This window comes from Bacteroidales bacterium (genome assembly GCA_017521245.1).
Taxonomy (GTDB): domain Bacteria; phylum Bacteroidota; class Bacteroidia; order Bacteroidales; family G3-4614; genus Caccoplasma_A.
In genome coordinates this window covers 345,038-370,930 of sequence record JAFXDI010000001.1, presented here as the reverse complement: position 1 = coordinate 370,930, position 25,893 = coordinate 345,038, and the positions used below count along the sequence as shown (strand labels likewise).

Sequence of the window (25,893 nt, the reverse complement as noted above, 5' to 3'; positions counted from 1 at the left end):
TTAACAAAAAAATTATGAGCGAAAATATAAACACTAATTTAAATACTGAAACTCCCAATATTTCTCCCAAAAAGAAAAAAGTGTATAAGGATGAGGTGCTTAGGTTTACTATTACAGGTGCATTGGTTACTTTTATTTTATATGCTGTTTACTTACCTCTATCCTATTTAATGCCAGACTATCCCGGTGTAGCGTATTCAGTGGGATTTGGTATTAGTTTTGTCACAAATTTTATTTTATCAAATTACTATACATTCCGCACTAAACCTACATTTGATAGAGGTATTTTATTCTGCGTAGTGCAATTCATAAATTATCTGTTACAGATATTGTGTTTCAAATTCTTTATTTGGATTGGTGTAAGCAATATTTGGGCACCCGTTCCCGTTTGGGCATTTATATTCCCTATTAACTTTTTAATGATGAGAGTTGCCCTAAAATCAAACTCTATTAGAGATTTGATGTACCGAATTATGAATATCGAGAAAAAGAAATAAGAGATTTTATATAGATAATTATATATATTATTTGTATTGGATAATCAAAATTTATTTTATAAATTTGCTACACATTAAACATTAATTTAAAAGAAATGGCAAACAAACGCGATTTAAAAAAAGAGATTAACTTTCTTGCAGAAGAACTTGTTACAAACTGCTTTTTAAGTGGAGCTTTTATCAGCGGTGATAAAGACGAGGAATTTAACGAGTTAATTGGTAGAATTTTGGATATGCAAGGTGAATTTATTTCGAGAGTAAGTCACCCAAATGGCACAAAAAATCCTAAATTGGTAAAGAGTTACTACAAAACTCTTATTGCTGAATTTGACAAAAATGTAGGAGAGATATTAATTGAATTAGATAATTTAAACCAAAAATAATTAAGGATGAAAAATTTATCATTTATTGCTCTATTTGTGGCAATTATACTTTGTAGTTGCTCAACAAAAAAAGCAGAGCAAACTTGCGAGACTACTGAGAATTATTCGATTTGTGGTAAATGGGAGTTGGTTAAAATTAACGACAGCAATATTACTACAAACGAGAATGAAGAACAACCATACGTTATTTTCAATATGAAAGACAGCACTATTGCTGCTTTTGATGGATGCAACAATATTGGTGGTTGGGTTGTTAAAGCCGACAGTGGTAATTTGGTTATGGTTGATATGAGTTCAACTCTACAATTCTGCCCTGAGCAAGGCGAGAGTGCAAAACTTGGTGCAATTCTTAACGTTGCAGACAAATACGAAATTAAAGATTGTGCAGAGCAAGGTAAATGTCTTATTATTACAAGTAGTAACGACTCAATATCTGCAATTTTTAAGGCAATAAAATAATAAGAGTTTTTGCCACGTAGTGTGGCATTAATATGGAGTTTCTGAATTTAAAAGAGATATCTGAAAAATACCGCTCAGAACTTAAAGAGGCTGCATTTCAAGTAATTGATAGCGGTTATTACATAAGAGGCCCAAAAACAGAAGAGTTTGAGAGCAATTTATGCGGATATTTAGGCTGTAATTACGCAGTTGGAACAGGAAACGGATTAGACGCTCTGAAACTTATTTTTAGAGCATATATAGAGTTAGGAAGTATGGGTATTGGCGATGAGGTTATCCTCCCTGCCAATACCTTTGTTGCTTCTATGATTTCGGTTATTGAAAGCGGACTAAAACCTGTTATTGCAGATATTAATGATAGAACTCTTAATATTGACATTACGGGTATTGAAAAACTTATTACTCCACGAACTAAAGCAATTATGCCTGTGCACCTTTATGGAAGGTGTTGTTGGAGTGAGGAGTTAATGAGTTTAGCACAGAAATACAATCTTAAGATTGTTGAAGACAATGCTCAGGCAATGGGTGCTAAAAGCACTATTAAAGGCACAGGAAGTAGTTATATGTGTGGAGCATTAGGTGATGCCGCTGCAACAAGTTTCTACCCGGTTAAGAATCTTGGTGCTTTAGGTGATGGTGGTGCTGTAACAACAAATGATGACAAATTGGCAGATGTTGTGAGAGCATTGGGCAATTATGGTTCAGAAGAGAAGTATGTTCATAAGTATGCCGGAGTAAATAGCAGATTGGATGAAATTCAGGCAGCTATGCTTAGCGTTAAACTTAAATATCTTGATATAGAGAACAGACGCCGAGCAGAGATTGCTGAGATATATGATAAAAATATTACAAACAAAAATATAATAAAACCTTTATTAGGCAACTATGGTGAGTGCGTATGGCATCAGTATGTTATTAGGACAGAACAACGGAACTATCTGATGCACAAATTAGAGGAGCAAGGAATCCCAACAATGATACACTACCCTACTCCTCTACATAAGCACGAAGCTTATAAAGAGTATAACACATTGCAATTACCTATTGCGGAGAAATGTGCAACAGAGATTTTAAGTTTGCCTATTAACCCCGCAATGAGCGACAACGAGGTAATGATGATAACAGAAGCAGTGAATATTAGCTGTAACTAACAACTGACATGGCAGAATCGTTAAGAGGGAAAACATTAAAAGGAATGATATGGAGCTTAGCAGAGAACTTTTCTTTGCAAGGTATTCAATTTATCATCGGAGTTCTGCTTGCTCGTGTTCTTACTCCTTCGGACTACGGTATGGTTGGAATGTTAGCCATATTCACTGCCGTTTCACAAACTCTTATCAATAGTGGATTTAGTACTGCTCTTGTTAGGAAAAACGATAGAACTCAAGCAGACCTTTCAACTACATTCTATTTTAATATAGTTGTCGGTTTTGTACTATATTTTGTTCTATTCTTTTCAGGTCCATTAATTGCAGACTTTTATAATACTCCACTCCTCTCAGATTTGATAAAAGTTACCGCAATATCTCTGATACTTAACTCATTATGCATTGTTCAACAAGCCCTCTTTACAATAAAGATGGACTTTAAAACTCAAGCCAAAATATCCGTTATAGGAGCATTGGTTACTGGTGTTGTAGGAGTTACAATGGCATATACAGGGTTTGGCGTATGGTCTATTGTATGGCCCGGAGTATTTGGCGGAGCAGTAAGATGTATCTTGCTATGGGTATGGGGAAAATGGAGACCTACATGGGAATATTCTTGGAAATCGTTTAAAGAGTTATTTGGTTTTGGTTCAAAGCTATTGATAGCAGGTATAATTGCATCAATATATGATAATCTATACTCTATTGTTATTGCTAAAAAATTCTCTGCTTCATCTTTAGGTTATTACACAAGAGCAGAAGGATATTCTAGTTTACCTGCGACAACAATATCCCTCACGTTACATAGAGTAACATTCCCATTGCTGTGCCAAATACAAGATAACAATAGCAGATTACAAGCTACATACCGACAATTAATTGCCTTATCTGCTTTTATAGTTTTTCCTATAATGATTTGGGTTGCAACTTTAGCAAAACCATTAATAACAATCATAATTACAAACAAGTGGATAGAGTGCGTACCTTATTTACAAATTTTATGTATCGCAAAAATGCTTTATCCAATACATATTTTAAATAATAATCTACTACAAGTTAAAGGTCGTTCCGATTTATTTCTTAAAATAGATATTGCAAAAAAAATTGTTGGAGTTATAGTTTTAATAATTACTGCAAGATATGGAATAATATGGATGTGTATAGGAATTTTAATTTCATATATATTATTCCTATTTATAAATACATACTATACGGGGAAACTTATAAATATAGGATTAAAACAACAATTAAAAGATATTTTACCATCATATATACTTTCTATAAGCATGGGTGGGATAATCTGGGGAATTACAAAATCAATAGATTCATATACAATACAAATTATTGTTGGATCAATAATTGGATTATTATATTATATATCAACAGCATACATATTTAAACTCAAGGAATTATTATATTTGCAAACATATGTAATAAATAATATCAAGGGCAAACTATGAAATTAAATAAAGTCAATAACATATCAATATTAAAAAATTGTTTTGGATGCGGAGTTTGTTCTTCAGCATGCCCTCATGATATAATTAAAATTATTGAAAATAAAAAAGGATTTTATTCTCCTTTGATTATTGACAATAATAAATGTGTAAATTGTGGAATATGCTTGTCTGTTTGTTCTTTTTACAGCGATATTAAATGCAATAATTCAAATTACGAATCTTATGCTTCATGGAGCAATAATTCAGAAATTAGGTATAATGCCTCATCAGGAGGAATTGCTTATGAATTAGCATTAAGTGCTATAAAAAACGGATATAAATTTTGTGGAGTAAAATATAATATTAATTCACACAGGGCCGAGCATTATATATGTTCAACAGAAGAAGAACTAAAACTCTCATTAGGATCTAAATATATTCCAAGTTACACAGAAGAAGCTTTTAAACATATTAATTTTAATGATAAATACATTGTATTTGGCACACCTTGTCAAATTGCATCATTAAGATTAATGATACAAAAAAAGAAAAAAGAAGATAATTTTATTTTGGTCGATTTCTTTTGTCATGGAGTCCCTTCATTAAAAATGTGGGATAAATATATCTCAGAAACTGGCATTAAAGATAATAAAGAGATTGTTAATATAAAATGGCGTGACAAGAAGACTGGATGGCATGATTCATGGAGAATTGTAGCAGTAGATAAAAACAACAAAGAAATATATCGTTCAAAAAATGTAAACGAAGATTTATTTTATAAATACTTCTTAGGGCATTATGCATTATCCAATTGCTGTATTGAATCGTGTAAGTTCAAACAAAACAATTCAATGGCAGATATACGCATCGGAGACTTATGGGGCGATGAATATAAAAATGAAGAAAAAGGTGTAAGTGGTTTAATTTGCTATACTGAAAATGGGGGAGAACTTATATCATCTCTAAAGAACACATCATTAATAATACATAGTAATGAGACCGTTACTCAGGGACAAATGAAAAATAATGCAAAAAAGCCAAGAGGATATAAATTTGTTAATTTTTTACTAAAAATAAAACCATTAAAACTTAGCAATATACTTACAATAAAAGAGTATATAATTCTCAGTATTGACTTACCCAAAATTATTATTAATAAACTAAAAAGGATACTACTATGAAAGTTGGAATACTAACGATGCACAGAGTGATTCATTTTGGGTCTGTACTACAAGCGTATGCTTTGCAACAAACTTTATTTAAAATTGGTATAAATAACGAAATAATAGATTATGTATATCCAAACTACAAACATAAAAATATTCCACTATTAAAACAAATTATAAGTAGAATCAAAATATTTATTTATAAATGTATAAAAGGGAATAAAAATACAGAGTTAAATAAAATTGAATATTTCATATACAATAAATTAATTCGTAGTAAAAGGAAATATGCATCTCCGCTAATGCTAAAATATTTTTGTCCAAAATTTGACATTTATCTAACTGGTAGTGATCAAGTATGGAATACTGACTATTTAAAGGGAGATACATCTTTTTTCTTTTCATTCATTAAAAATAAAAAGGCAAAGAAAATTTCATATGCTTCAAGTTTTGGTAAATTTACTTTTACTGGGATTGAAGCTAAAAAATGGCTGGTAAATTTAGATTCATACAATGCAATCTCTGTGAGAGAAACAAAGGCTGCACAAATAATAAAAGATATTATAAATATTGAGCCAGAAATCGTATTGGATCCTACTCTACTTTTAGACAAAAATGATTGGATTGAGTTTGCAAAAAATTGTATAAATTTAGAAGAAGATAAATATATATTAGTATATGTTTTAACATATGCATGGGATCCATTCCCATATGCCGAAAATTTAATAAAACACTACGAATCTGAATTAGGATATAAAATAAAAGTATTAGAACCCCAAAGTTTGTTTGAAAAGAATCCAAATTGGGAATACATAAACAATATTAGTCCTGAGGAATTTATTTCATTATTCACTAAAGCAAGTTTAGTGATTACAACATCATTTCATGGAACAGCTTTCTCCATTAATCTAGAAACACCATTTTATTCTATTATAAATGATACGAATAAAGATAATGATGATAGGATTAAATCTCTATTAGATATAGTCGGGCTTAACGAAAGAGGAATAATAAATAACTCAAATTTTCCCAATTTCACTAAACCAGATTTTAAAGATGCCACATATAAATTAAAAAAAGAACGAGAAAAATCTATATCATTTTTAAAAACTAACTGTTTAATATAAATATGGAGATAACAAATAAATTAATTAGACATATTAAAGCAATTAGAAACATAATCAAAAACGAAGCAAATAAAATTGCTATTAAAGAGAATCCTTCAATATGGATTAAAAATCTTCAAAGACAAGGTGTTGATATTGCAGACGATGTTATTCCTTTTGGAACAAACAATATATCAATTGATCTTACCAGACCTTCTTTAATACATATAGGATCAAAAACATTTCTTCATAACGGGTTTAAAGTTTTAACTCACGATTATTGTACATATACATTCATAAATAAATATAAAGAATTTATTCCATCTTCAGGCAAAGTATTTATAGGAGAAAATGTTTGGTTTGGAGAAAATGTTACAGTATTAAAAGGATCTCACATAGGCAATAATTGCATTATAGGAATAAATAGTGTAGTTATGGGTAAAATCCCTGATAACTCGGTTGCCGCAGGTTGCCCTGCAAAAGTAATATGCTCTTTAGATGAATATTTCGCAAAACGTGTGTGCGTTTGTGTTGAAGAGGCTTTTGAATACGCAAGAAGCATTAAAGAACGCTATAATAGGATGCCTATTCCATCTGATTTCTGGGAAGAATTTCCTTTATTTGTTTCAGGAAATGAAGTTGACAAATATCCTGAAATACCAATAAAAAGGCAATTAGGTAAAGCATACGATGAATGGGTTAAAAATCACAAAGCACAATTTAAGTCATTTGAAGAATTTTTAAAAGCAGCCGAATTATAAATATGATTAATCTATTATTAAATATTCACATATTTTTTTATAAAAGAAGTTCTAAAAAGGAGATTATAGAAATTGATGTAGACCATTGGAAAGAAATTCTTCAATGGGAAGGCTCGTATTCTGAAATTATAAAGAAATTATTGTTATACAAACCTGAATTCAGAAACTTATTCTATTATAGGTTGGGTGGGATTAGAATATTCTCAGCAGTAATGCATAAGATTGCTCCTCCATTACCAACTCTATATATTTGGACTGAAGATATCGGTCCGGGGTTGTTTATACAGCATGGCTTTGCGACTGTTATTGCAGCAAAAAAAATTGGAAAACATTGTTTTGTTAACCAACAAGTAACCATAGGATATAATGGAATCAACGCTCCAATTATTGGAGATAATGTTCTTATTACTTGCGGAGCAAAAGTTATAGGGAAAGTTAAAGTCGGGAATAATGTTAAAGTAGGAGCAAATGCAGTTGTTATAAAAGATGTCCCTGATAATGTTACTGTTGTTGGAGTTCCTGCATATATAGTAAAACGCGGAGATAAAAGGGTTTACGAAAATTTATAATTAAGAATGAAGTTAAATATTATAATACCAGTTTATAATATAGAAATTGTTTTTATTTTACTATAACTACTGTTATTCTAGTATTTAAATACCATTAAAGCAAAAGAAAAAGGTTTTTTTCAAAAAAATTTTTATTTATAGTGAACAATTTTCATATTTATTTGTTTTTATAGTAAACATTTAAAATTTTTATAAAATGGAAGTGGCTCACAGTTTGTTTGTAAAGAAATTATTGGAAATACAAGACAGCCTATACAATTTTGCATTAAATCTTACTCAGGACGGATATTTAGCCTTGCATCTTTTGCAAGACACATTTTTAGAAACACTTATATACAAAGATAAATATAAGGAGAATACCAATATCAAAGATTGGGCGTGCGATATTATGCAGAACACTTTTACTAACGAATATCTATGTGATAAGTGTTTCAAAACTTTTTCTAATAACTCCAATGCTCTGAATTTGTTAAACATCCCAGATTTGTTGACATCCGATAATCCCAATGATTATTTCTCAATAAAAGAGATTAGTAATGCTATTGCTTTATTTCCTAAGGATTATAGAATCCCCTTCTCGTTGTATGTGGCAGGTTATAATTATAAGGATATTGCTAATAATTTGAATATTCCTTTGGGTACGGTAAAGAGTAGAATATTTTTTATAAGTCGTAAATTTAAAATATTTCGTAAAGATTATTTATAGAGGGTATAGACACCTTATTTACTTAAAAATCAAGAATTAAGTATTTTTTTGTCATAAAAATCAGATATTAAATATTTTTTATATATTTTTGTTCATAAATGGATAAAGATAAGATTTTATTGTAATGAGTGTTGGTGAAGATTTGTTTGTTAAGAGGTTATTGGAGATGCATGACAGACTCTTCAATTTTGCCTTTAAGTTTACATCCGATAGGGATTGTGCGTTAGATCTGTTGCAAGATACAATTTTAAAGGCTCTTTATAACAGAGGTAGGTTTATTGAGAATACAAATCTTGAGGGATGGGCTTTTACTATTATGAAAAATATTTTTATTAATGATTATCTAAAAGTTAAGCGTTTTAGATCATTAGTTGATTCTACAAACGATTTTATCTCGTTAAATCTTTTAAATTCTTCGGATGGTTATAATCCAGACTATACTTATACTGTAAAAGAGATTAAAAATGTAATTGCTTCTTTTCCCGAAGAGTATCAAATTCCTTTTGAAATGTATGTGGAAGGTTATAAATATAAGGATATTGCCAATGATTTGAATATTCCTATAGGTACGGTAAAGAGCAGAATTTTTCACATAAGACAAAATTTGAAAATTCGGTTTAAGGATTATTTATAGCAAGGTTAAATAAATTGTATGCCTCAAAAGTATATAAAGATTTTTCGGCTAAAAAAATCTTTAGTTTTTGAGGCATTCGGTTATTTAAGTAATAATTATAAACATAAAGAACAAATGTATTATGAATAACGCTCCTAAAATCAGCATAATAGTTCCTATATATAATGTAGAAGAATACATCACAGAATGTATTGATAGCATTTTATCCCAAACTTATAAAAATTGGGAATTAATTCTTGTAGATGATGGTAGTACCGATAACAGCGGAAATATTTGTGATGAATATGCTATAATAGACAAAAGAATTAAGGTTATTCATAAAGAGAATGGAGGGTTAAGTTCTGCAAGAAATGCTGGCATAGACGTTGCAAAAGGGGAATATATAACATTTATAGATAGTGATGATGTATTACTAAAAAATGATATATACGACAAAATAATAACGATTTTCAATAATGATAATTCTATTGATATAGTTCAGTACGATGTTATTCATAAATGGAAATCTACTGAAGAATACCAACGAGAATATCCTTTTAAAACATATTGTAACAAACAAGATATATTGGAAGGATATTTAACAGAAAATATACATGTTAGTTGTTGTGATAAGGTTTTTAAAACAGAAATATTTAAAAATATACGTTTCCCTTTAGGGCAAATTAGCGAGGATATTGCCATAATACCACAAATTGTGGAAAATACTAATAAATTGCAAGTTTCGGAAATTGGATATTATGGTTATAGGTATAGAGAAGGCTCTATATCAAATTCTGCTATACCATATAAAAAGATTTGTTCTATTCTTGATAGTTATTACAAATATTTATCATATACATATAATTATAAAGATTTAAGATCTTTAGTTATCAAAAATTATATTTGTACGATGTGGAATTATTCCGCAATGATTAGAAGATATTACACTAATGATATTTGTCAATTTTATAATAATAATTTTTTTATTAGAATAACATTTAAAGAATGGTATAAATGCACTAAGAATATTCCTTTTATTCTAAAATTTAAAACATTTATAGGCTGTGTCTTGGGTCCTAAATACATTTTTAAATTCCAAACTATCTTTACAAGAGACAATTAATATAGTAATATAGTTATTTCCGTTATAATAAAATTATTTAATATCAGTAACATAATAGAAATGAATAAAAATATAGATTTTAGAAAAATAAAACTAATAATTTGGGATCTAGATGAAACATTATGGGAAGGTACTCTTTCTGAAGGAGAAGTACATATTTCATCACAAAATATAAACCTTATTAAGTTACTAACAGATTGTGGAATTATTAATTCAATTTGTTCAAAAAACGATATCGAACCAGTAGAATCAAAACTTAAAGAATTTGGGATTGATAGTTATTTTGTTTTTAAGTCAATTGATTGGAATCCAAAAGGACAAAGAGTATACGATATAGTTTCTTCAATGTCATTAAGGTTTCCTAACGTTCTATTTATAGATGACAATATTCAAAACTTGAAAGAAGTTGAACACTATTGTGATGGAATAATGTGTCATGAGCCATCAATTATAAACGATTTATTTAATTATTATAACAAAGTAGAAAAAAATGACTTAACCCATAAACGACTAAATCAATATAAAACACTTGAAGCGAAGCATAACGAATCCTTATCTTTTCCAGATAATGAATCTTTTTTAAGAAGTTGTAACATATCTGTGCAAATTAAGAAAGATTGTATAAATAATTTAGACAGAATACATGAATTAGTTCTCAGGACAAATCAACTTAATTTTACAAAGATTAGAGTATCTAAAGATGAACTATTAGAATCAATTGAAAATTGTGATGATTGTGGATACGTTACTGTTAAAGACAAGTTCGGAGATTATGGAATTGTAGGTTTCTACCTAATAAAAGAACAGAGATTTGAACATTTTTTATTTTCTTGTCGCACTATAGGACAAGGTATTGAAAACTATATTTACAATAAATTAGGAAATTTACCTATTGACATAATTCAACCTGTAATAGGCAAATTAGACAACAATATTCCTGATTGGATATTTGAGGATAATAATAATGAGAATACTAACAAGTCAACAATAAAATCGGACAACAAATATCTGATTAATATTTTAATAAAAGGTCCATGCGATATGAGTAATATGGCAACATATCTCAAAATCGGTGCTAATATTGATACAGAGTTTACATTTCTTGATGATAAAGGCAGAAGTATAGAAACTCATAATCACCCTATTCACATATTAACCTACAAAACATTAGATAAAGACCGTTTAAATAGGATTTTTAAAGAATGTTCTTTTTTATCAGAGAATAACTTTAATACAAATATATTTTCAGACAAGTACGATTTTATAATCTTATCAACTTTAATAAATGGAAATATTGGTATATACAAGAGAAAATTAACTGGAGAAAAAATAGCCTTTGGACATTATGATTATCCATTAACAGATAAAAATTTTCATAAGAAATATATTATGGGAGAAGTCCCTTGTTATGGTTTTAAACTAACCCAAGAAGATATTGATAATTTTTGTAGAAACTATGAATATTGTGGAAGGATAACCCCCGATGAATATATTCAATTTCTCGATTTCCTTAGCAAACAACTAAATAAGAAAACAATATGCTTATTATTAGGATCTGAAATAAAATATGATAAAGAAACAGAATCATCATATATGGATAGGCATATTTACCACAAAGAACTAAATTCAAAAATAAAAGAATACGCCTTAACTAACCCTCATATAAAATATATAGAAGTTACAAAACATATAAAATCACAAAATGATTTTACTAATAATATAAACCATTATACACCCAGAGTGTACTATAATATTACTACTGATATAATTTCTATAATTAAAGAGGAGTTTAATTATATTAAAACAGCAAATGCAAATAAATTAATTCTGTTTATAAAGAACATTCAATTAATCTTAATAAAATATATTTCGGTAGATAGCAAATTTTATAAATTAGTTAGAAATGCTATAATTAAATTAATAAAATAATATAGAGAATATTAGTTATAGTAATGAACATTCTTATATACTTTGGCAATCAACTCAATCCTCAATGCGGAGGGACAGAGAGAGTGGCATGTATAATTGCAGAATATTTGCAACGACAAGGCCATAACCTTTTTTATATGGCCTGTACTCCAACATTAAAAGAGGGAAGTATTGAAACTGTATTTTTACCAAGCAAATCTGAAACTACAACAAAGGAGAATGTTTCATTTGTGAATGGATTTATAAGAAATAATAAAGTTGATATTATTATAAACGAAGGAGGTAATACAGATTCAATATATTTATTCTCTCATAAAAACATTGATAAAAGAGTAAAAATAATCACACATTTACATTTTGATGTTTGTGGAGATATTAAAAATTTTTACAAAAGCCTATACATACCAATAAAAAATGCTCCTTTTAAAACAACAACAATTAATATATTTAAATGGATAAAAGCACCATATAATAAATACTATGCTCTTAGAAATAAAAAGGCAAGATATAAATATATGTTAGATAACACAGATAAGGTTGTATTGTTATCTAAATATCATATTATAGATTATAAGAGACTTGTAAAGAATGGGGATTTTTCAAAATTAATATCTATTACTAATCCTATCACATTTCAAAATATTAAAAATATTGACTCATTAAAGCAAAACGAAATTATATTTGTTGGTAGATTAGACTATGCTTCCAAACGAGTTGATAGGATATTAAAAGTTTGGAAAGTTATTCAACAAAAGAATAGAGATTGGCATATAACGATTGTTGGAGATGGCACAGACAAAGAGAGATTAGAAGTTATTTCAAAGAGTCTAAATTTAGAACGAATTACTTTTGCTGGACATACAGACCCAGAACAATATTATCAAAGAGCAAAAATATTATTAATGACATCTAACTTTGAAGGTACTCCTATGGTTATACCAGAAGCAATGGCATACGGAGTTACTCCTATTGTTATGAATAGTTTTGTAGGAGTGAATGAACTTATACAAAATGGATATAATGGCATACTAACAAAACCATTTTGTGTTACAGATATGGCTAATGCTGTCCAAAGGCTTATTGACAATCCAAATAAATTAGAAACTATTGGTAAGAGAGGGAAAATAACTATCCATAATATGGATAATAACTCATTATTAAAAGAGTGGAATAAAATTATTAATTAATGAAAAAAAATATAACTTCAATATTGATATATAATAGCAATGAACCTCTGCCTAAACAGGGTGGAATGGAGCTTGTTACAAATTCTCTTGCAAATGGGCTAAAAGAAAGAGGTTTTAATGTAATATTACTATGCAAAAATAAAAATCGATTAGGAGATGTATATACTCCTCCAGTTCCTTTATATTTTATACCTGATAATAATCCTCAAGAATATATAAAACAGATTATTTCAAATAATAATATAACTCATATTATTGATCAAGGGGAGGGCGAAATAATTGGCAGGTTTGGTTTTTTTAGGAAAAGAGATATTTTTTTTAAAGATATAGTTATGATAGCTGTTCAACATAGTTCTGCTATGTCAATTATCAACAACTACAGAATCATAATGAAAAAATCATATAACAATAAGTGCTTTAATTATATATACAATAATATAATTCTTTTATTTAGGAAGATTCATAGTACAAACATTATTAAATCAAGATATAAAGAATTAAATTCTAACTATGATAAAATAGTAACTCTATCTCCGTCATTTATTGATGATTTTATAAAATTTACGTCCAAAGCGAACAAAGATAAATTAATCGCCATTCCAAATATGAATAGATATGAGCGTGTAAATATTCCGTCAAAAGATAATAGAGTATTATTTGTTGGTAGATTATATTCAGAAGTTAAAGGGTGTGATAAATTACTTAGAATATGGAAAGAGGCAACAAAAGATATAAAAGATTGGCATTTAGATATTGTCGGAGATGGTCGTGACAAACAAAATCTTATAGAATTAGCTAAAGAATTAGATATTAAGAATTGTTCTTTTCATGGTCATTGTGATCCTCAACCTTTCTATGAAAAGGCCCAAATATTTTGTATGACTTCAATATATGAAGGATTTGGCATGGTGCTTACGGAAGCAATGCAACACGGAGTTGTACCTATGGCTTTTAATAGTTATAGCAGTGTACATGATATAATAACAGATAATAAGGATGGTTATATTATTCCTGCATTTAATGAAAAAGTGTATGCAAAAAGTTTAAGAGAATTAATTAATAATAAAAATATAAGAACTAAATTTGCAAAAGAAGCAAAAATATCTTCAGAAAAATTTTCAAAAGAAAATATTCTTAATCAATGGACAGATTTAATTATCAGTACATTCAAATAATAATAATAATTTTATGAAAGTTGGTTTTATTGCATGGGAAAGATTTAGTTATGGCGGTGTATCAAGAATAATTTCATCTCTAGTAAATGAATTATCAAAAGATATAGACATTGAAATTTTATGTCTTAAAAGTGAGAAATCATTTGAAAATGTATATAATATTGATACTAACAAAATTAAATTTTCATTTACTGAATTAACAACTATTCAAAAAATTCGTAGAGAAATTGCAAATAAATTATTAGAAAAAATTAATATAACTTCAAACAACTTTCTTTTAAAAAATTTTCCTTATATTAAATATGCCAATTCATACTTAAAAAAAATAGTTAAATGGATTAATTCTAACCATTTTGATATTGTCGTTTTTGCATCTGGCTTTGAAGATTGTATTCAGTTAGCAGCCATAAAAGATTCTATAAAAAAAGATATAAAACTTATTGCTTGGTCTCATGCAAGTTTTAAGGATTATTTTAGATCTGACTATAAAATACGAAGTAATAATCAGCAAAAATTATGGCAATATTATTATAAAAATTTTGACTCCATTATCGTTTTGTCAGATGCTGACGTATTTGAATGTAAGAAATATTTAGGATTAAATGCTATAAGAATATATAATGCTAACAGTTTTAGTCCCAACACTAGAACTAAATTAAATAATAAAAGTTTTGTTTATGTAGGTTCTTTATCAGAGACCAAAGGAACTGACATTCTGATTGATGCTTTCGTTAAGTTTGCAGAAAAAAATAATGATTGGAATTTAAATATTTATGGAGAAGGTAAAATAAGAGAATATATTGAAGCTCAGATAAACAAGCACAATCTTAATTCAAGAGTAAAATTACATAATTATACGACAGATGTTGAGTCTGTTTATTTAAATAACGACATATTTATACTACCCTCAAGATTTGAAGGTTTTGGTATTGTACAAATAGAAGCTATTAGTTATGGATTACCTATTATTGCATCAGAACTTGCAATAACAAAAGAGCTTATATCAAAATACAATTATGGTAAGATATTCAAATATGGAGATCCCGATTCTTTGTCGGAAATAATGTTGTGGATGATAAATCAAAACTTGATAACATATTCAGTAAATGGACATAAAGCTGCGAAAGATTTTGAGATTTCTAATATATCCAAAGAGTGGCTATTAATGTTAAATAATACAAGAAAAATAAATTATGAACAAAATAGTTAGATGGTTAATTCCTCAAACATATAAAAACGACTATCAATTTTATCGGCAATGGATAACTTCATCATGGATAAAAAATAATGGTAAAGTAAAAAAAGGCATAGAAATTCCGTTAAAATTGAGGTATATATTAGGAAAAATAAAATTTATAGATTATATTATTCCCAATAAATTAAGAAAGGACAAGGCTCTTATAGTATGTTGTGGAGCTCACCCAAATTATACTGCATGGCCATACATGTATAATCATGAAATAATTCCAATAATATGGGATTGTTGGCCAAAATATCATAGAGAATTGTTAAACTCTATAAAAAGGAACAAAATTCAAACAATATTTTGTACATCTTCACAAACTAGAGACTTAATAAAAAAGGACCTTCCGTATGTTAATTCATTTTGGATACCAGAAGGAATTGATATAAAAGCATACAAAATGGGATCTAATTTAAAGGATAGAAAAATAGATATACTTGAATTAGGAAGAAAATTAGAATGGGTACACAATGGCATAAAAGAATTTAATAAAGATTCTAAATACAATCATCTTTATTCTCAAAGCAATAAACTTCTTTTTAAGGATTTTGAAGAACTTACAGATGGTCTTGCAAATGCAAAAATAACAATCTGTTATCCAAGATGTGATACTCATCCTGAAATTGCCGGGAACATTGAAACATTAACTCAAAGATATTGGGAATGTATGCTTTCAGGAACTTTAATTGTAGGAAGAGCACCAAAAGAATTAATTGATTTCTGTGGATATAACCCAGTTGTTGAATTAAGTTCGAACAAATTCGAAATAGAGCTTGAGAATATTTTAAACAATATTGAAAATTACCAATCTCTTTGCAATACAAATAGAGACTTTGCAATAAACAATGCATCGTGGGATTTAAGAATTAAATATATTAAAGATGTATTAATAAAATTGGGATACTCGGTATAGAGTAATAAATTAATAGATTATGTTATTAGTAAAAACTAATATTATTAAAAATATAAATACATGTACTATTATTGCATTAATTACTGCACTTGCTGTAGTTAATCAAGCAGTATCATTGAAAACATTTGATTTAGGAGTATTATATTACGGAATTTTAATATTTACTCTTTTAACCACATTCTTTCAATCAACAATAAAGAGAATAAGTATGACAATGACTATTCTCTATATTGCATGTATATTAAGTATATTATTAAATGACATCAATGCTGTTTATAGACCTTGGGAAAGGTTTATATTATTCGTAATTGTAACTTTTATAGCCTCCCCCTTTATACAATCCGATTTTTATGATAAGTTTCGAGTTATACTCTATAAATATATTCATATTCTTCTAACTATTGTAATTATTATATCAATACCTTATATTATTACAGGAGAAAAAGGACTTGCAGGTTTTGGAGGGTTTACTAATCACTCAATGCTATTGGCTCCTATATCTGCCGTTACTTTAGTAACTCTACTATATCAATTATATTTAGGTAAGTATAATAAGATCATTGTTATATCTCTTATTGTAATAACTTTTATTGCTCTTCTTTTGGCTGCATCAAGAGTTTCCCTTGCCGGTGCTATAGTTGCAATAATATATTTCTTTTATAGATTATATAGTAATAATAAACGTAAATTTGGAATAATAGCAATAACTATAATAGCACTAATGACTGTTACATATCCCTTATGGGGTGGTTATATGGAAGGTATAGAAAAGAAAAATGAAGCTCAATTAACAGAAACAGGTGAGATTAATTATACTGGAAGTAGGGACATGTTATGGAGTCAACGTATAAGAGAGTTTAAAAGCAGTCCTCTTGTGGGTGTGGGTTTTGGCTATGCCAAATATGTTACTAATGTAAATGAACGTACCGGTAGAATTACATTTCAAAAAACTGAAACAGGAACAGTAGAACCAGGGTCATCATGGTTAGGAGCATTATCAATGACAGGGTTATTAGGATTTACTGCATTATTAGTTCTATGGTTTAAATCACTAAAAAATAGTTGGAAAGTTGAAAAAAGAGACAAACTATTTGGAGTATATATTGGTTCAACCCTAATTTTTTGGGCAGTACATATGATTGCTGAAGGACAGATTTTTGCAGCAGGAAGTTTCCTATTTTTTATGGTATGGATAACTTTTGGTGCTGCATATAGCGCTTATAATATTGTTTATAAAAGATAATCTTTTATAATTAGGAATTAGGAGTGAGTTGTTTAAATTAGTCCTATTAGTCTAATTAGTCAAATTGGACAAATTATAATTAGTTATGACAAAAAAGTTTTTAAAACAAAAAGGTAACTATCGTAAATTAATTGCATATCAAAAGGCTGAGTGCATTTATGATATTACATACTATTTTGTACATAAATTTCTTGAAAAAGGAGATAGGACTATTGACCAAATGATTCAGGCTGCTAGAAGTGGAAAACAAAACATTGCAGAAGGGTCCTCTGCATCTACAACTTCAAGCGAAACTGAAATTAAATTAATTAATGTTGCTAAAGCAAGTTTACAGGAACTTTTAATTGACTATGAAGATTATTTAAGAGTTAGAGATCTTGAACAATGGGATTATAATTGCGACAAAGCTACTCAAACTCGTAAAATATGCTCAAAACATAATGAATCTGAATTTTACAGAAATGCTATTTTAACAAGAAACGATGAAACAATAGCAAATATAGCTATTACTCTAATTCACCAAGAAGATGTTTTCTTGAGAAAATTACTTGATTCTTTACAAGAGTCTTTTGTTGAAGATGGAGGAATAAGGGAACAAATGAGTAAAGCAAGAATAGAACATCGCAAAAATAATAAAGAATAATATCATTAGATCAATTAGTCTAATTAGTCCTATTAGACCAATTGATAAGACTTAACTAAACTCATAGAAAATGAAAAAAAATTACGACATAGTATATTTAACTAATACACCTTCGTTTTACAAAATAAATTTGTGCAATGAGGTTGCAAAACAAAAATCATTGCTATTGGTATTTTATGGTTATGGCGAAGAGGCGGTAAACACCTTATTGAAGGACAATAAAGCATATAACTTTGATTATACTTTTTTATGGGAAGGTAATTCCGCTAAACGCAATAAGTTTTCTTGTTTTATAAAGTTAGTAAAACTTCTTAAAAAAATTTCATATAGCAAATTACTATTCTCTGGTTGGTTTGTTCCTGAATATTCAGTTTATGCCTTTTTATCGCCTAAAAGAAAAAATTGCATGATGTGCGAAAGCACAATTTATGAATCAAATATTTCGGGGCTAAGAGGTTTTATTAAACGTGCTATTATAAATAGGTGTTCTACTGCCCTACCCTCAGGAGTTGCGCATAAAGCTATTTTTGATGCTATTGGTTTTGAAGGTGATATTCATATTACAGGTGGGGTTGGCATTTTTCATAAAGCTGAAAGGGTTATTGATAAAGATAAAATATCAATAGAAAAGAAATACCTTTATGTTGGTAGATTGATTGAATGTAAAAACTTGCGATTCTTAATTGAACGCTTTAACAAGAACGGCAAACCTCTTACTATTATTGGCAAGGGAGAACTTGAACAAGAGTTAAAAGTCTTAGCAAAAGAGAATATTACTTTTAGAGGTTTTATTGAGAACGACAAACTACCAGAAGTATACAAAGAACACGATGTTTTTATTTTGCCATCAAGAAGCGAAACTTGGGGTTTGGTTGTTGAAGAGGCTATTTATTGGGGATTACCTGTTGTTATAAGCGACAGAGTTGGTTGCGGTAATGAAATGGTAATATCGCCCCAAACCGGTATTACTTTTGAGTTGGATAATATTGATTCTTTCAACTCTGCAATTAATAATATTGAGCAGAATTATAAACAATACCGAGATAATGCTATTGCTTTTGATTTTGAGGAGAGAGATAAAAAACAAATTGATTGTTTCACGAATTTGTGAAACACAAATAGAATAATTATTAAAGAAAAAAATAATTTCTAATTACTAATTGTTGCGAAGCAACGTACTAATTCCTAATTAAACGAAGTGAAAGTACTACATACAATATCAGGATTAAGTAAGAGTAGCGGAGGACCATCTTCGTGTACTTATAATCTGCTTAAAGGGCTGAATAATGCAGGGGTAGAAGCCGATGTGCTAACTATTAATAGTGGTGATGTTATTGGTGATGATAACTTTATTATTGCTGTTGATAATGATGCTCAAAACCCATTTGTTTATAGTAAAAATTTTAGGGATAAACTTCGCACAGGCAAACAATATGATATTTACCATGCCAATGGTTTATGGACATATCCTTCGCATGCTACTGCGGAATGGGCAATGAAAAACAACAAGCCTTTTGTTATTGCTCCTCATGGTATGCTATACCCTGCCGGATTGGATTCTAAACCATGGAAAAAGAGATTGGCTCTTGCTCTTTTTCAACGCAGAGATTTGAATAATGCCACTCTTATTCAGGCTACATGCAGTAAAGAGGCAGAATATATTGAGGCTCTTGGTTTTAAAACTCCAATTGAGATTATTCCAAACTGCTTGGATATAAAACTAACTCCTATCAGAGAGAAAGAGAACTCTGTTAAACGTTTTGGTTTTGTGGGTAGAATTAACCCTATAAAAAATATTCACCTTCTTTTAGAGGCATGGGCAAAACTTGGCTGTAAAACTGATAACTGCCAACTTATTATCGCTGGAGATGGTGATGTTATATACAAAAAACAACTTACTGACTTTGTTGCAGACAAAGAGTTGAACAATGTTGTTTTTTGTGGTTTTTTAAGTGGTAATGAACTCACAGAAATGGTTAGTAGTTTTGATTATCAACTATTAGTAAGTAAATCGGAGAACTTTGGAATGGTTATTCCTGAGGCTCTTATTTGTGGTGTACCCTGTATTGCTACTCAAGGCACTCCTTGGGAAGAACTTAATACCCATAACTGTGGTTGGTGGATTAATGATGGCGTTGACAATATTGCATCTGCTATTGAAAATGCTATTTCAACTTCTGAAACTGATCGTAAAGCGATGGGATTACGTGGCAGACAACTTGTTATTGATAACTACTCGGTATCCGCTGTTACTAAAAAGATTATAAAAATCTATGAAAAGATTTTATAATCTTTTTAGAATTAGAAATTATAGGAAAGATAATAATATAATACCAAGTTTTATGCTATTAGACCAATTAGTCAAATTGGACAAATTAGAAGCACAACTAACAACTTTATTGGTGTGAAAATACTTGAGACCATAACTGATTTGAATTTGTCGAGTGGAGGGGCTGTTACCTCTACTCTGAATAGTTATGGTCTTTTGAGAGATAGGGGTATTGATATTGATATGGTTACTCTTCTGCCCTACTCTGATGATGATTCATATCTGGGAGATAGTTATGATGGTATTAATGCTTTGCCTTTTGATGGTAAAACTCAATTTGTTTATAGCAAGAATTTGAAAAGGTTTTTGGAGAAAAATAGAGGTTATGATATTTATCACGCCAATGGTATTTGGACTTACCCTACTTATAAAACCATACAAGTTGCAAGAAAAGAGGATAAACCATGTATTGTTACCATTCATGGTATGCTCAATAAGGATGCTCTTAAAATGACATCTTTTAAGAAACAAATTTTTCTTAAACTTTTTCAGAAACGACACTTGCAAAGCGTTGCTTATATACACGCAACAAGTGAATATGAGGCTGAATGTATAAGAGAATTAGGTATTACCACTCCTATTGCCGTTATCCCTAACGGAGTTATTGATTGCAAACTAAAACACTCTTTTAGCTGTGATGGCATTGTTCGCTTTGGATTTGTGGGGAGAACTGACCCTGTAAAAAATATTGATGTACTACTTTCGGCTTGGCAAAAGCTTGGTAATTACACAAAAAATTGTCAGTTAACTATTATTGGTGGTGGGAACGACAGTGAATATTCAAAAAAATTACATACCTTTGTAAGTGAGCACAATATGAACAATGTTGCGTTTACAGGGTTATAGCCAAAAGAAAAAGCATTACAAGAGATGGCGAAATTGGATTATTTGATTTTGCCAAGCCGTTCTGAAAATTTTGGTATGGTTATTCCTGAAGCTTTAAGTATGGGTATTCCTTGTATTGCATCAAATGGTACTCCTTGGGAAGAGTTAAACACTCATAAATGTGGATGGTGGATTGATGGTAATGAAGAGAATTTATATGATACTATTAAAAACGCATTAAATACTCCAACAGAAGAGTATAATTTAATGGCAACAAATGGAGTTAATTTAGTTATGAGTAAATACTCTATTAAAAATATAGTTCCTCTTTTTTATGACTTATATAACAATGTATATTAATATTTTATGAAAATTAATTTAGGGAAAGAATATAAAAGAACTCTAGGAATAAAAAACATATGTTATAGAATTATATGGAACATAACATATATAACCTTATTTAGAATGTTTCCCACTATATTCTTTAATAAATGGAGAATATTCTTACTTAAATTATTTGGTGCAAAAATAGGTAAAGAATCTGTAGTGTACCATAGTGCAAAAATATGGGTTCCATATAATTTAGAAATGGGTAATAAAAGTTGTATTGGTCCAAATGTTAATTGTTATAATGTTGGACCTATAAAAATTGGAAAATGTGTAACAATATCTCAAGGAGCTTATATATGTACTCCAACTCATGACTACACAGATAAAGACTTCAAATTGATTGCTTCTCAAATAATTATTAACGATTATGTATGGATAACAACAGAAGCTTTTATCGGACCGAAAGTAACAATAGGAGAAGGAGCAATTATTGGAGCAAGAGCTGCAGTCTTTAAAGATGTTGAAGCTTGGAGTGTTGTTGGTGGTAATCCTGCCGTATTTTTAAAGAAGCGATATATAAATCAATTATAAGACTTTTATCAATATGGACTATAACCCTATACAAACGAATACTATACCATTATCAAAGAAATTAATTAATACTTTTTGGATATCTATAAATAAAACTATTTTTAGATTTACGCCCAAATATTTTTCAATATTTAGAAAATATAGAGTATTACTACTTAAATTATTTGGTGCAAAAATAGATTGGAATGTATCTATTAATCCTACAGCTATTATTGAATATCCATGGAATCTTAGTATTAAAAACAAATCTTCAATTGGCGCCAAATGTTGGATATATGCATTAGATTATATAAATATAGATGAATATTCTTGCATAGGAGATGATGTAAAGTTACTAACAGGATCTCACGATGTTGATTCTTATTCATTTAATTTAATAACTAAACCTATTAACATTGGAAAAGGTTGTTGGATTGCAACTTCGGCCACAATCTTACCTGGAATACATTTAGGGGATTACACTGTAGTCGCTGCAAACTCAGTTGTAACAAAGACAACACTAGAATATGATATTGTAGGAGGTAATCCTGCTATTTTTTTAAAAAAACGAAAGTTTAGATAAGATTATGCTAGATATATCTGTAATAATACTTACATATAATGAAGAGATTCATATAGATAGGTGTCTAAAAAATATTTCTTCTATAGTAAAAAAAGTTTTTATAATTGATAGTTATTCCACTGATAATACTTTAGAGATAGCGAAAAAATATAAAAATGTCACAATTCTACAGAATAAATGGGTTAATTACGCAACTCAATTTAATTGGGCATTAGAAAATGCACCCATTGAAACAAACTGGGTATTTAGACTTGATGCAGATGAATATCTATCCCAAGAACTAAAAAATGAATTGAGGCAAAGAATTGATTCGCTAAGTGAAAAATATACTGGTATTGTTATACCTCTAAGACGAGTATTTCTTGGTAAAGAAATTAAACATGGGATGAACCAAGTTAAACTTATGCGTATATTTAGAAATAAAAAGGCTAAATGTGAGGTTAGATTTATGGATGAACATATTCAATTAATTGAAGGAGAGTCCATAGAATTTAATAATGAATTTTCTGATGACAATTTAAACAATTTAAGTTGGTGGACACAAAAACATATTGGATACTCAACTCGAGAGGCTGTTGACTTATTAGATATAGAATTAAACTTAATAGGAAATGCTAATGAAGATAAAAACAAAATTATTAATGAACAAGCAAAAAACAAACGATTATTAAAGCATAAATACACCAAACAACCTCTATTTATAAGAGCATTTTTATACTTTTGCTATAGATATTTCTTTAAATTGGGTTTTTTAGATGGCAAAGAGGGGTTCCTATGGCATTTTCTTCAAGGTTGGTGGTATAGGACTCTTGTTGATGCAAAGATCTTTGAGATAAAAAAACGTTGTGGTAATGATAGGGATAAAATAAAAGAGTATATTAAAGATAATTATAATATTGAGTTGTAAATGAAAGTATCTATAATTACTTGTACATATAATAGTGCAGCAACTATTGCTGATACCATTAAATCGGTTAATGCTCAAACTTATCCCAATATTGAGCATATTATTGTTGATGGTCTTTCAAAAGATAATACTTTGGAGATTGTTAAACAATTTGCAGGTGAAAGACAGATTATAAAATCAGAGAAAGATAATGGTATTTATGATGCATTTAACAAGGGTATTGGAATGGCAACAGGAGATATTATTGGCGTGCTTAACTCTGATGATTTTTTTACTTATAATACTATTATAGAGCAAGTTATTAATGCTTTTAATAAAGAATGTATTGATGCCGTTTACGGTGATATACACTTTGTTAGCCCAGAGAACTTAAACAAAAGCATCAGGCACTATTCTTCAAGAAATTTTAGACCATGGATGATGCGAATGGGATTTATGTTTGCCCATCCATCGTTCTATGTTAAACGTGAATATTACGAAAATTTAGGGTTATACAAAACTGATTATAAGATTGCCGCTGATTTTGAGTTACTCCTCCGCTTTGTCGTTAAGGCTAAAATTAAATGCAAATATCTGCCTTTAGATTTTGTTACTATGCGTACTGGAGGAGCAAGTACCGAAGGGTTTAAAAGCAAGAATATTATAAACAAAGAGTGTCTAAGGGCATGCAAAGAAAATAACTATTACTCTAATATGTTTTATATGTGGTTACGTCTTGTTTACAAAGCATTTGAATTACTTTTGTTTAAGATTAAATCTAAATAGTTTCTTAGTTATTAGTTATCGACAATGCTGTCCTACGGGTTGTTTTTAGCAAAAAAATATTTATTAAACATAAAGATTTATTAGTTATTTATTATTTAGAAATATAATTTTTAAAGAAAATATTATGTATGAGCACAACCAACTCAATAAATAATAGAGAATCTGGACTTGATATCATAAGAGTTACTGCCATTATATTTGTGATTGCAGGGCACTTTTTTTGTATAAATACACATTTTATTAAAATTCCTATAAGTGATATTAATTTATTTTTTCAAGGTACTTTAATGTCTCTATTCTATGTATCCGTGCCTCTTTTTGTATTACTAACAGGTTATTTACATAGGAGAAAAAAATATAATGAAATAAATTTAAAAACTTTTAAAGGTATTTGGAAGGTTATAAATCCATACATATTCTATTCAGTACTATTCGTTTTATTTAAAATATTCTATCTAAATCAAGATTTTTCAGTTTTTCAATCCTTAAAATCATTATTAAATTTTACAGTTATACCTTATGGTTGGTATATTGAACTATATATAGGATTGTTCTTATTAATGCCATTTTTAAATATCTTGTTTGAAAAATTAGAGACAAAGAAGAATAGATTATTTTTAATTGGAATTTGTATATTTAATAGCTCTATTCCTTTATTCTTCAACAGAGGAGGGATGCAAATTTTTCCAAATTATTTTGATATAATTGGTGCTATTACATTCTACTTTGTTGGTACGTATATTGCAGAATATAAGCCTAAAATCAATAAAATATTTTTAGCATTAGGCATAATTGCATTATGTTTATCTGATGCTGGAGTTAGTTTAATATTAAACAAAACCTTTGCTCCAATTGGTGGACAAGTTTGGAGTATATATTACTTAACAATTGCTACGGCACTATTTTTAACTCTATACGATTTAAAATACAACTCAAGAATACTCTCAAAGTTATCAATTTATACGCTTGACATATACTTGTGTTGTTGTATATTTGATATTTTATACTACCCTTATTTCAAAAGCCGTTTTTTTGAATCACAACAACAATTTTTTGTATATATACTAATTATTGTTCCGTTAGTATTTTATAGTTCCGCATTAGTAGCTTATATTAAAGATTTTATATTCAGTAGTATTAAAAGGTTTTTAATACCTAAACGATAACAATTATTTACAACAAAAAATTATATTCATAAGCTCCGAGTTTTTTCTTCTGCTCGGAGTTTTTTATTTACAAATAAGAAATATTTATTAATGTTTTTTATTACTTTTGCATCGT

28 protein-coding genes are annotated in these 25,893 nt (G+C 28.9%); all 28 read left to right on the top strand.

The features are described 5' to 3' along the window. Positions 1-14: 14 nt before the first annotated feature. The 28 genes from IKK64_01515 (at position 15) to IKK64_01380 (ending at position 25,778) form a co-directional block, all read left to right on the top strand. Positions 15-497: a GtrA family protein gene (locus IKK64_01515; GenBank protein ID MBR4118739.1), complete on the top strand. Its 483-nt coding sequence runs from the start codon at positions 15-17 to the stop codon at positions 495-497. Between the two features lie 95 nt (positions 498-592). Next, positions 593-880 carry a hypothetical protein gene (locus IKK64_01510; GenBank protein ID MBR4118738.1) on the top strand — a complete coding sequence of 96 codons (288 nt, stop codon included), beginning with the start codon at positions 593-595 and terminating at the stop codon, positions 878-880. A gap of 6 nt (positions 881-886) precedes the next feature. Further along, positions 887-1,339, top strand: coding sequence for an META domain-containing protein (locus tag IKK64_01505; GenBank protein ID MBR4118737.1), 453 nt, complete (start codon positions 887-889; stop codon positions 1,337-1,339). Positions 1,340-1,371: 32 nt separating this feature from the next. Continuing rightward, a complete protein-coding gene (locus IKK64_01500; GenBank protein MBR4118736.1) occupies positions 1,372-2,490 on the top strand; it encodes a DegT/DnrJ/EryC1/StrS family aminotransferase in 1,119 nt (372 codons plus the stop codon). Between the two features lie 8 nt (positions 2,491-2,498). Then, positions 2,499-3,947: a lipopolysaccharide biosynthesis protein gene (locus IKK64_01495; protein MBR4118735.1), complete on the top strand. Its 1,449-nt coding sequence runs from the start codon at positions 2,499-2,501 to the stop codon at positions 3,945-3,947. Beyond that, complete coding sequence (locus IKK64_01490) at positions 3,944-5,107, top strand: Coenzyme F420 hydrogenase/dehydrogenase, beta subunit C-terminal domain (protein MBR4118734.1); 1,164 nt, start codon at positions 3,944-3,946, stop codon at positions 5,105-5,107. The genes IKK64_01495 and IKK64_01490 overlap by 4 nt, the downstream gene beginning before the upstream one ends. Continuing rightward, entirely contained in the window at positions 5,104-6,219 is a 1,116-nt protein-coding gene (locus tag IKK64_01485) for a polysaccharide pyruvyl transferase family protein (GenBank protein MBR4118733.1), read from the top strand. The genes IKK64_01490 and IKK64_01485 overlap by 4 nt, the downstream gene beginning before the upstream one ends. A 2-nt stretch (positions 6,220-6,221) precedes the next feature. Next, positions 6,222-6,959: an acyltransferase gene (locus tag IKK64_01480; GenBank protein ID MBR4118732.1), complete on the top strand. Its 738-nt coding sequence runs from the start codon at positions 6,222-6,224 to the stop codon at positions 6,957-6,959. Positions 6,960-6,961: 2 nt separating this feature from the next. Continuing rightward, positions 6,962-7,528, top strand: a complete 567-nt coding sequence (locus IKK64_01475; protein MBR4118731.1) for a serine acetyltransferase — start codon at positions 6,962-6,964, stop codon at positions 7,526-7,528. Positions 7,529-7,724: 196 nt separating this feature from the next. Continuing rightward, complete coding sequence (locus IKK64_01470) at positions 7,725-8,234, top strand: RNA polymerase sigma factor (GenBank protein ID MBR4118730.1); 510 nt, start codon at positions 7,725-7,727, stop codon at positions 8,232-8,234. Between the two features lie 124 nt (positions 8,235-8,358). Then, positions 8,359-8,868, top strand: coding sequence for an RNA polymerase sigma factor (locus IKK64_01465; protein ID MBR4118729.1), 510 nt, complete (start codon positions 8,359-8,361; stop codon positions 8,866-8,868). 121 nt (positions 8,869-8,989) lie between these two features. Next, entirely contained in the window at positions 8,990-9,970 is a 981-nt protein-coding gene (locus tag IKK64_01460; GenBank protein ID MBR4118728.1) for a glycosyltransferase, read from the top strand. 60 nt (positions 9,971-10,030) lie between these two features. After that, on the top strand, positions 10,031-11,899 hold the full coding sequence (locus IKK64_01455) for an HAD-IIIC family phosphatase (protein MBR4118727.1): 1,869 nt from the start codon (positions 10,031-10,033) through the stop codon (positions 11,897-11,899). Positions 11,900-11,922: 23 nt separating this feature from the next. Beyond that, a complete protein-coding gene (locus tag IKK64_01450) occupies positions 11,923-13,086 on the top strand; it encodes a glycosyltransferase (protein ID MBR4118726.1) in 1,164 nt (387 codons plus the stop codon). Next, positions 13,086-14,261 (top strand): glycosyltransferase, encoded by a 1,176-nt coding sequence (locus IKK64_01445; protein ID MBR4118725.1) that lies wholly within the window; start codon positions 13,086-13,088, stop codon positions 14,259-14,261. Before IKK64_01450 ends, IKK64_01445 begins: the two co-directional genes overlap by 1 nt. Before the next feature lie 13 nt (positions 14,262-14,274). Continuing rightward, positions 14,275-15,471, top strand: coding sequence for a glycosyltransferase (locus IKK64_01440; protein ID MBR4118724.1), 1,197 nt, complete (start codon positions 14,275-14,277; stop codon positions 15,469-15,471). Continuing rightward, positions 15,455-16,417, top strand: a complete 963-nt coding sequence (locus tag IKK64_01435; GenBank protein ID MBR4118723.1) for a glycosyltransferase — start codon at positions 15,455-15,457, stop codon at positions 16,415-16,417. Before IKK64_01440 ends, IKK64_01435 begins: the two co-directional genes overlap by 17 nt. 19 nt (positions 16,418-16,436) lie before the next feature. Then, positions 16,437-17,660 (top strand): O-antigen ligase family protein, encoded by a 1,224-nt coding sequence (locus IKK64_01430; GenBank protein MBR4118722.1) that lies wholly within the window; start codon positions 16,437-16,439, stop codon positions 17,658-17,660. Between the two features lie 85 nt (positions 17,661-17,745). Further along, the gene (locus IKK64_01425) at positions 17,746-18,303 is read left to right on the top strand and encodes a four helix bundle suffix domain-containing protein (protein MBR4118721.1); all 558 of its coding nucleotides are present in this window, start codon (positions 17,746-17,748) and stop codon (positions 18,301-18,303) included. Positions 18,304-18,373: 70 nt separating this feature from the next. Next, positions 18,374-19,414: a glycosyltransferase family 4 protein gene (locus tag IKK64_01420; protein ID MBR4118720.1), complete on the top strand. Its 1,041-nt coding sequence runs from the start codon at positions 18,374-18,376 to the stop codon at positions 19,412-19,414. Between the two features lie 87 nt (positions 19,415-19,501). Further along, positions 19,502-20,593, top strand: a complete 1,092-nt coding sequence (locus IKK64_01415) for a glycosyltransferase (protein MBR4118719.1) — start codon at positions 19,502-19,504, stop codon at positions 20,591-20,593. Positions 20,594-20,707: 114 nt separating this feature from the next. Continuing rightward, entirely contained in the window at positions 20,708-21,478 is a 771-nt protein-coding gene (locus IKK64_01410; protein MBR4118718.1) for a glycosyltransferase, read from the top strand. A gap of 24 nt (positions 21,479-21,502) precedes the next feature. Further along, complete coding sequence (locus tag IKK64_01405) at positions 21,503-21,817, top strand: glycosyltransferase (GenBank protein ID MBR4118717.1); 315 nt, start codon at positions 21,503-21,505, stop codon at positions 21,815-21,817. Positions 21,818-21,823: 6 nt separating this feature from the next. Next, positions 21,824-22,378: a putative colanic acid biosynthesis acetyltransferase gene (locus IKK64_01400; GenBank protein ID MBR4118716.1), complete on the top strand. Its 555-nt coding sequence runs from the start codon at positions 21,824-21,826 to the stop codon at positions 22,376-22,378. A 13-nt stretch (positions 22,379-22,391) separates the two neighbouring features. Then, positions 22,392-22,940 (top strand): colanic acid biosynthesis acetyltransferase WcaF, encoded by a 549-nt coding sequence (locus IKK64_01395; GenBank protein ID MBR4118715.1) that lies wholly within the window; start codon positions 22,392-22,394, stop codon positions 22,938-22,940. A 4-nt stretch (positions 22,941-22,944) separates the two neighbouring features. Continuing rightward, entirely contained in the window at positions 22,945-23,847 is a 903-nt protein-coding gene (locus IKK64_01390; GenBank protein ID MBR4118714.1) for a glycosyltransferase family 2 protein, read from the top strand. Continuing rightward, on the top strand, positions 23,848-24,612 hold the full coding sequence (locus tag IKK64_01385; protein MBR4118713.1) for a glycosyltransferase: 765 nt from the start codon (positions 23,848-23,850) through the stop codon (positions 24,610-24,612). Between the two features lie 128 nt (positions 24,613-24,740). Continuing rightward, positions 24,741-25,778 carry an acyltransferase gene (locus tag IKK64_01380; protein MBR4118712.1) on the top strand — a complete coding sequence of 346 codons (1,038 nt, stop codon included), beginning with the start codon at positions 24,741-24,743 and terminating at the stop codon, positions 25,776-25,778. Positions 25,779-25,893 lie beyond the last annotated feature (115 nt).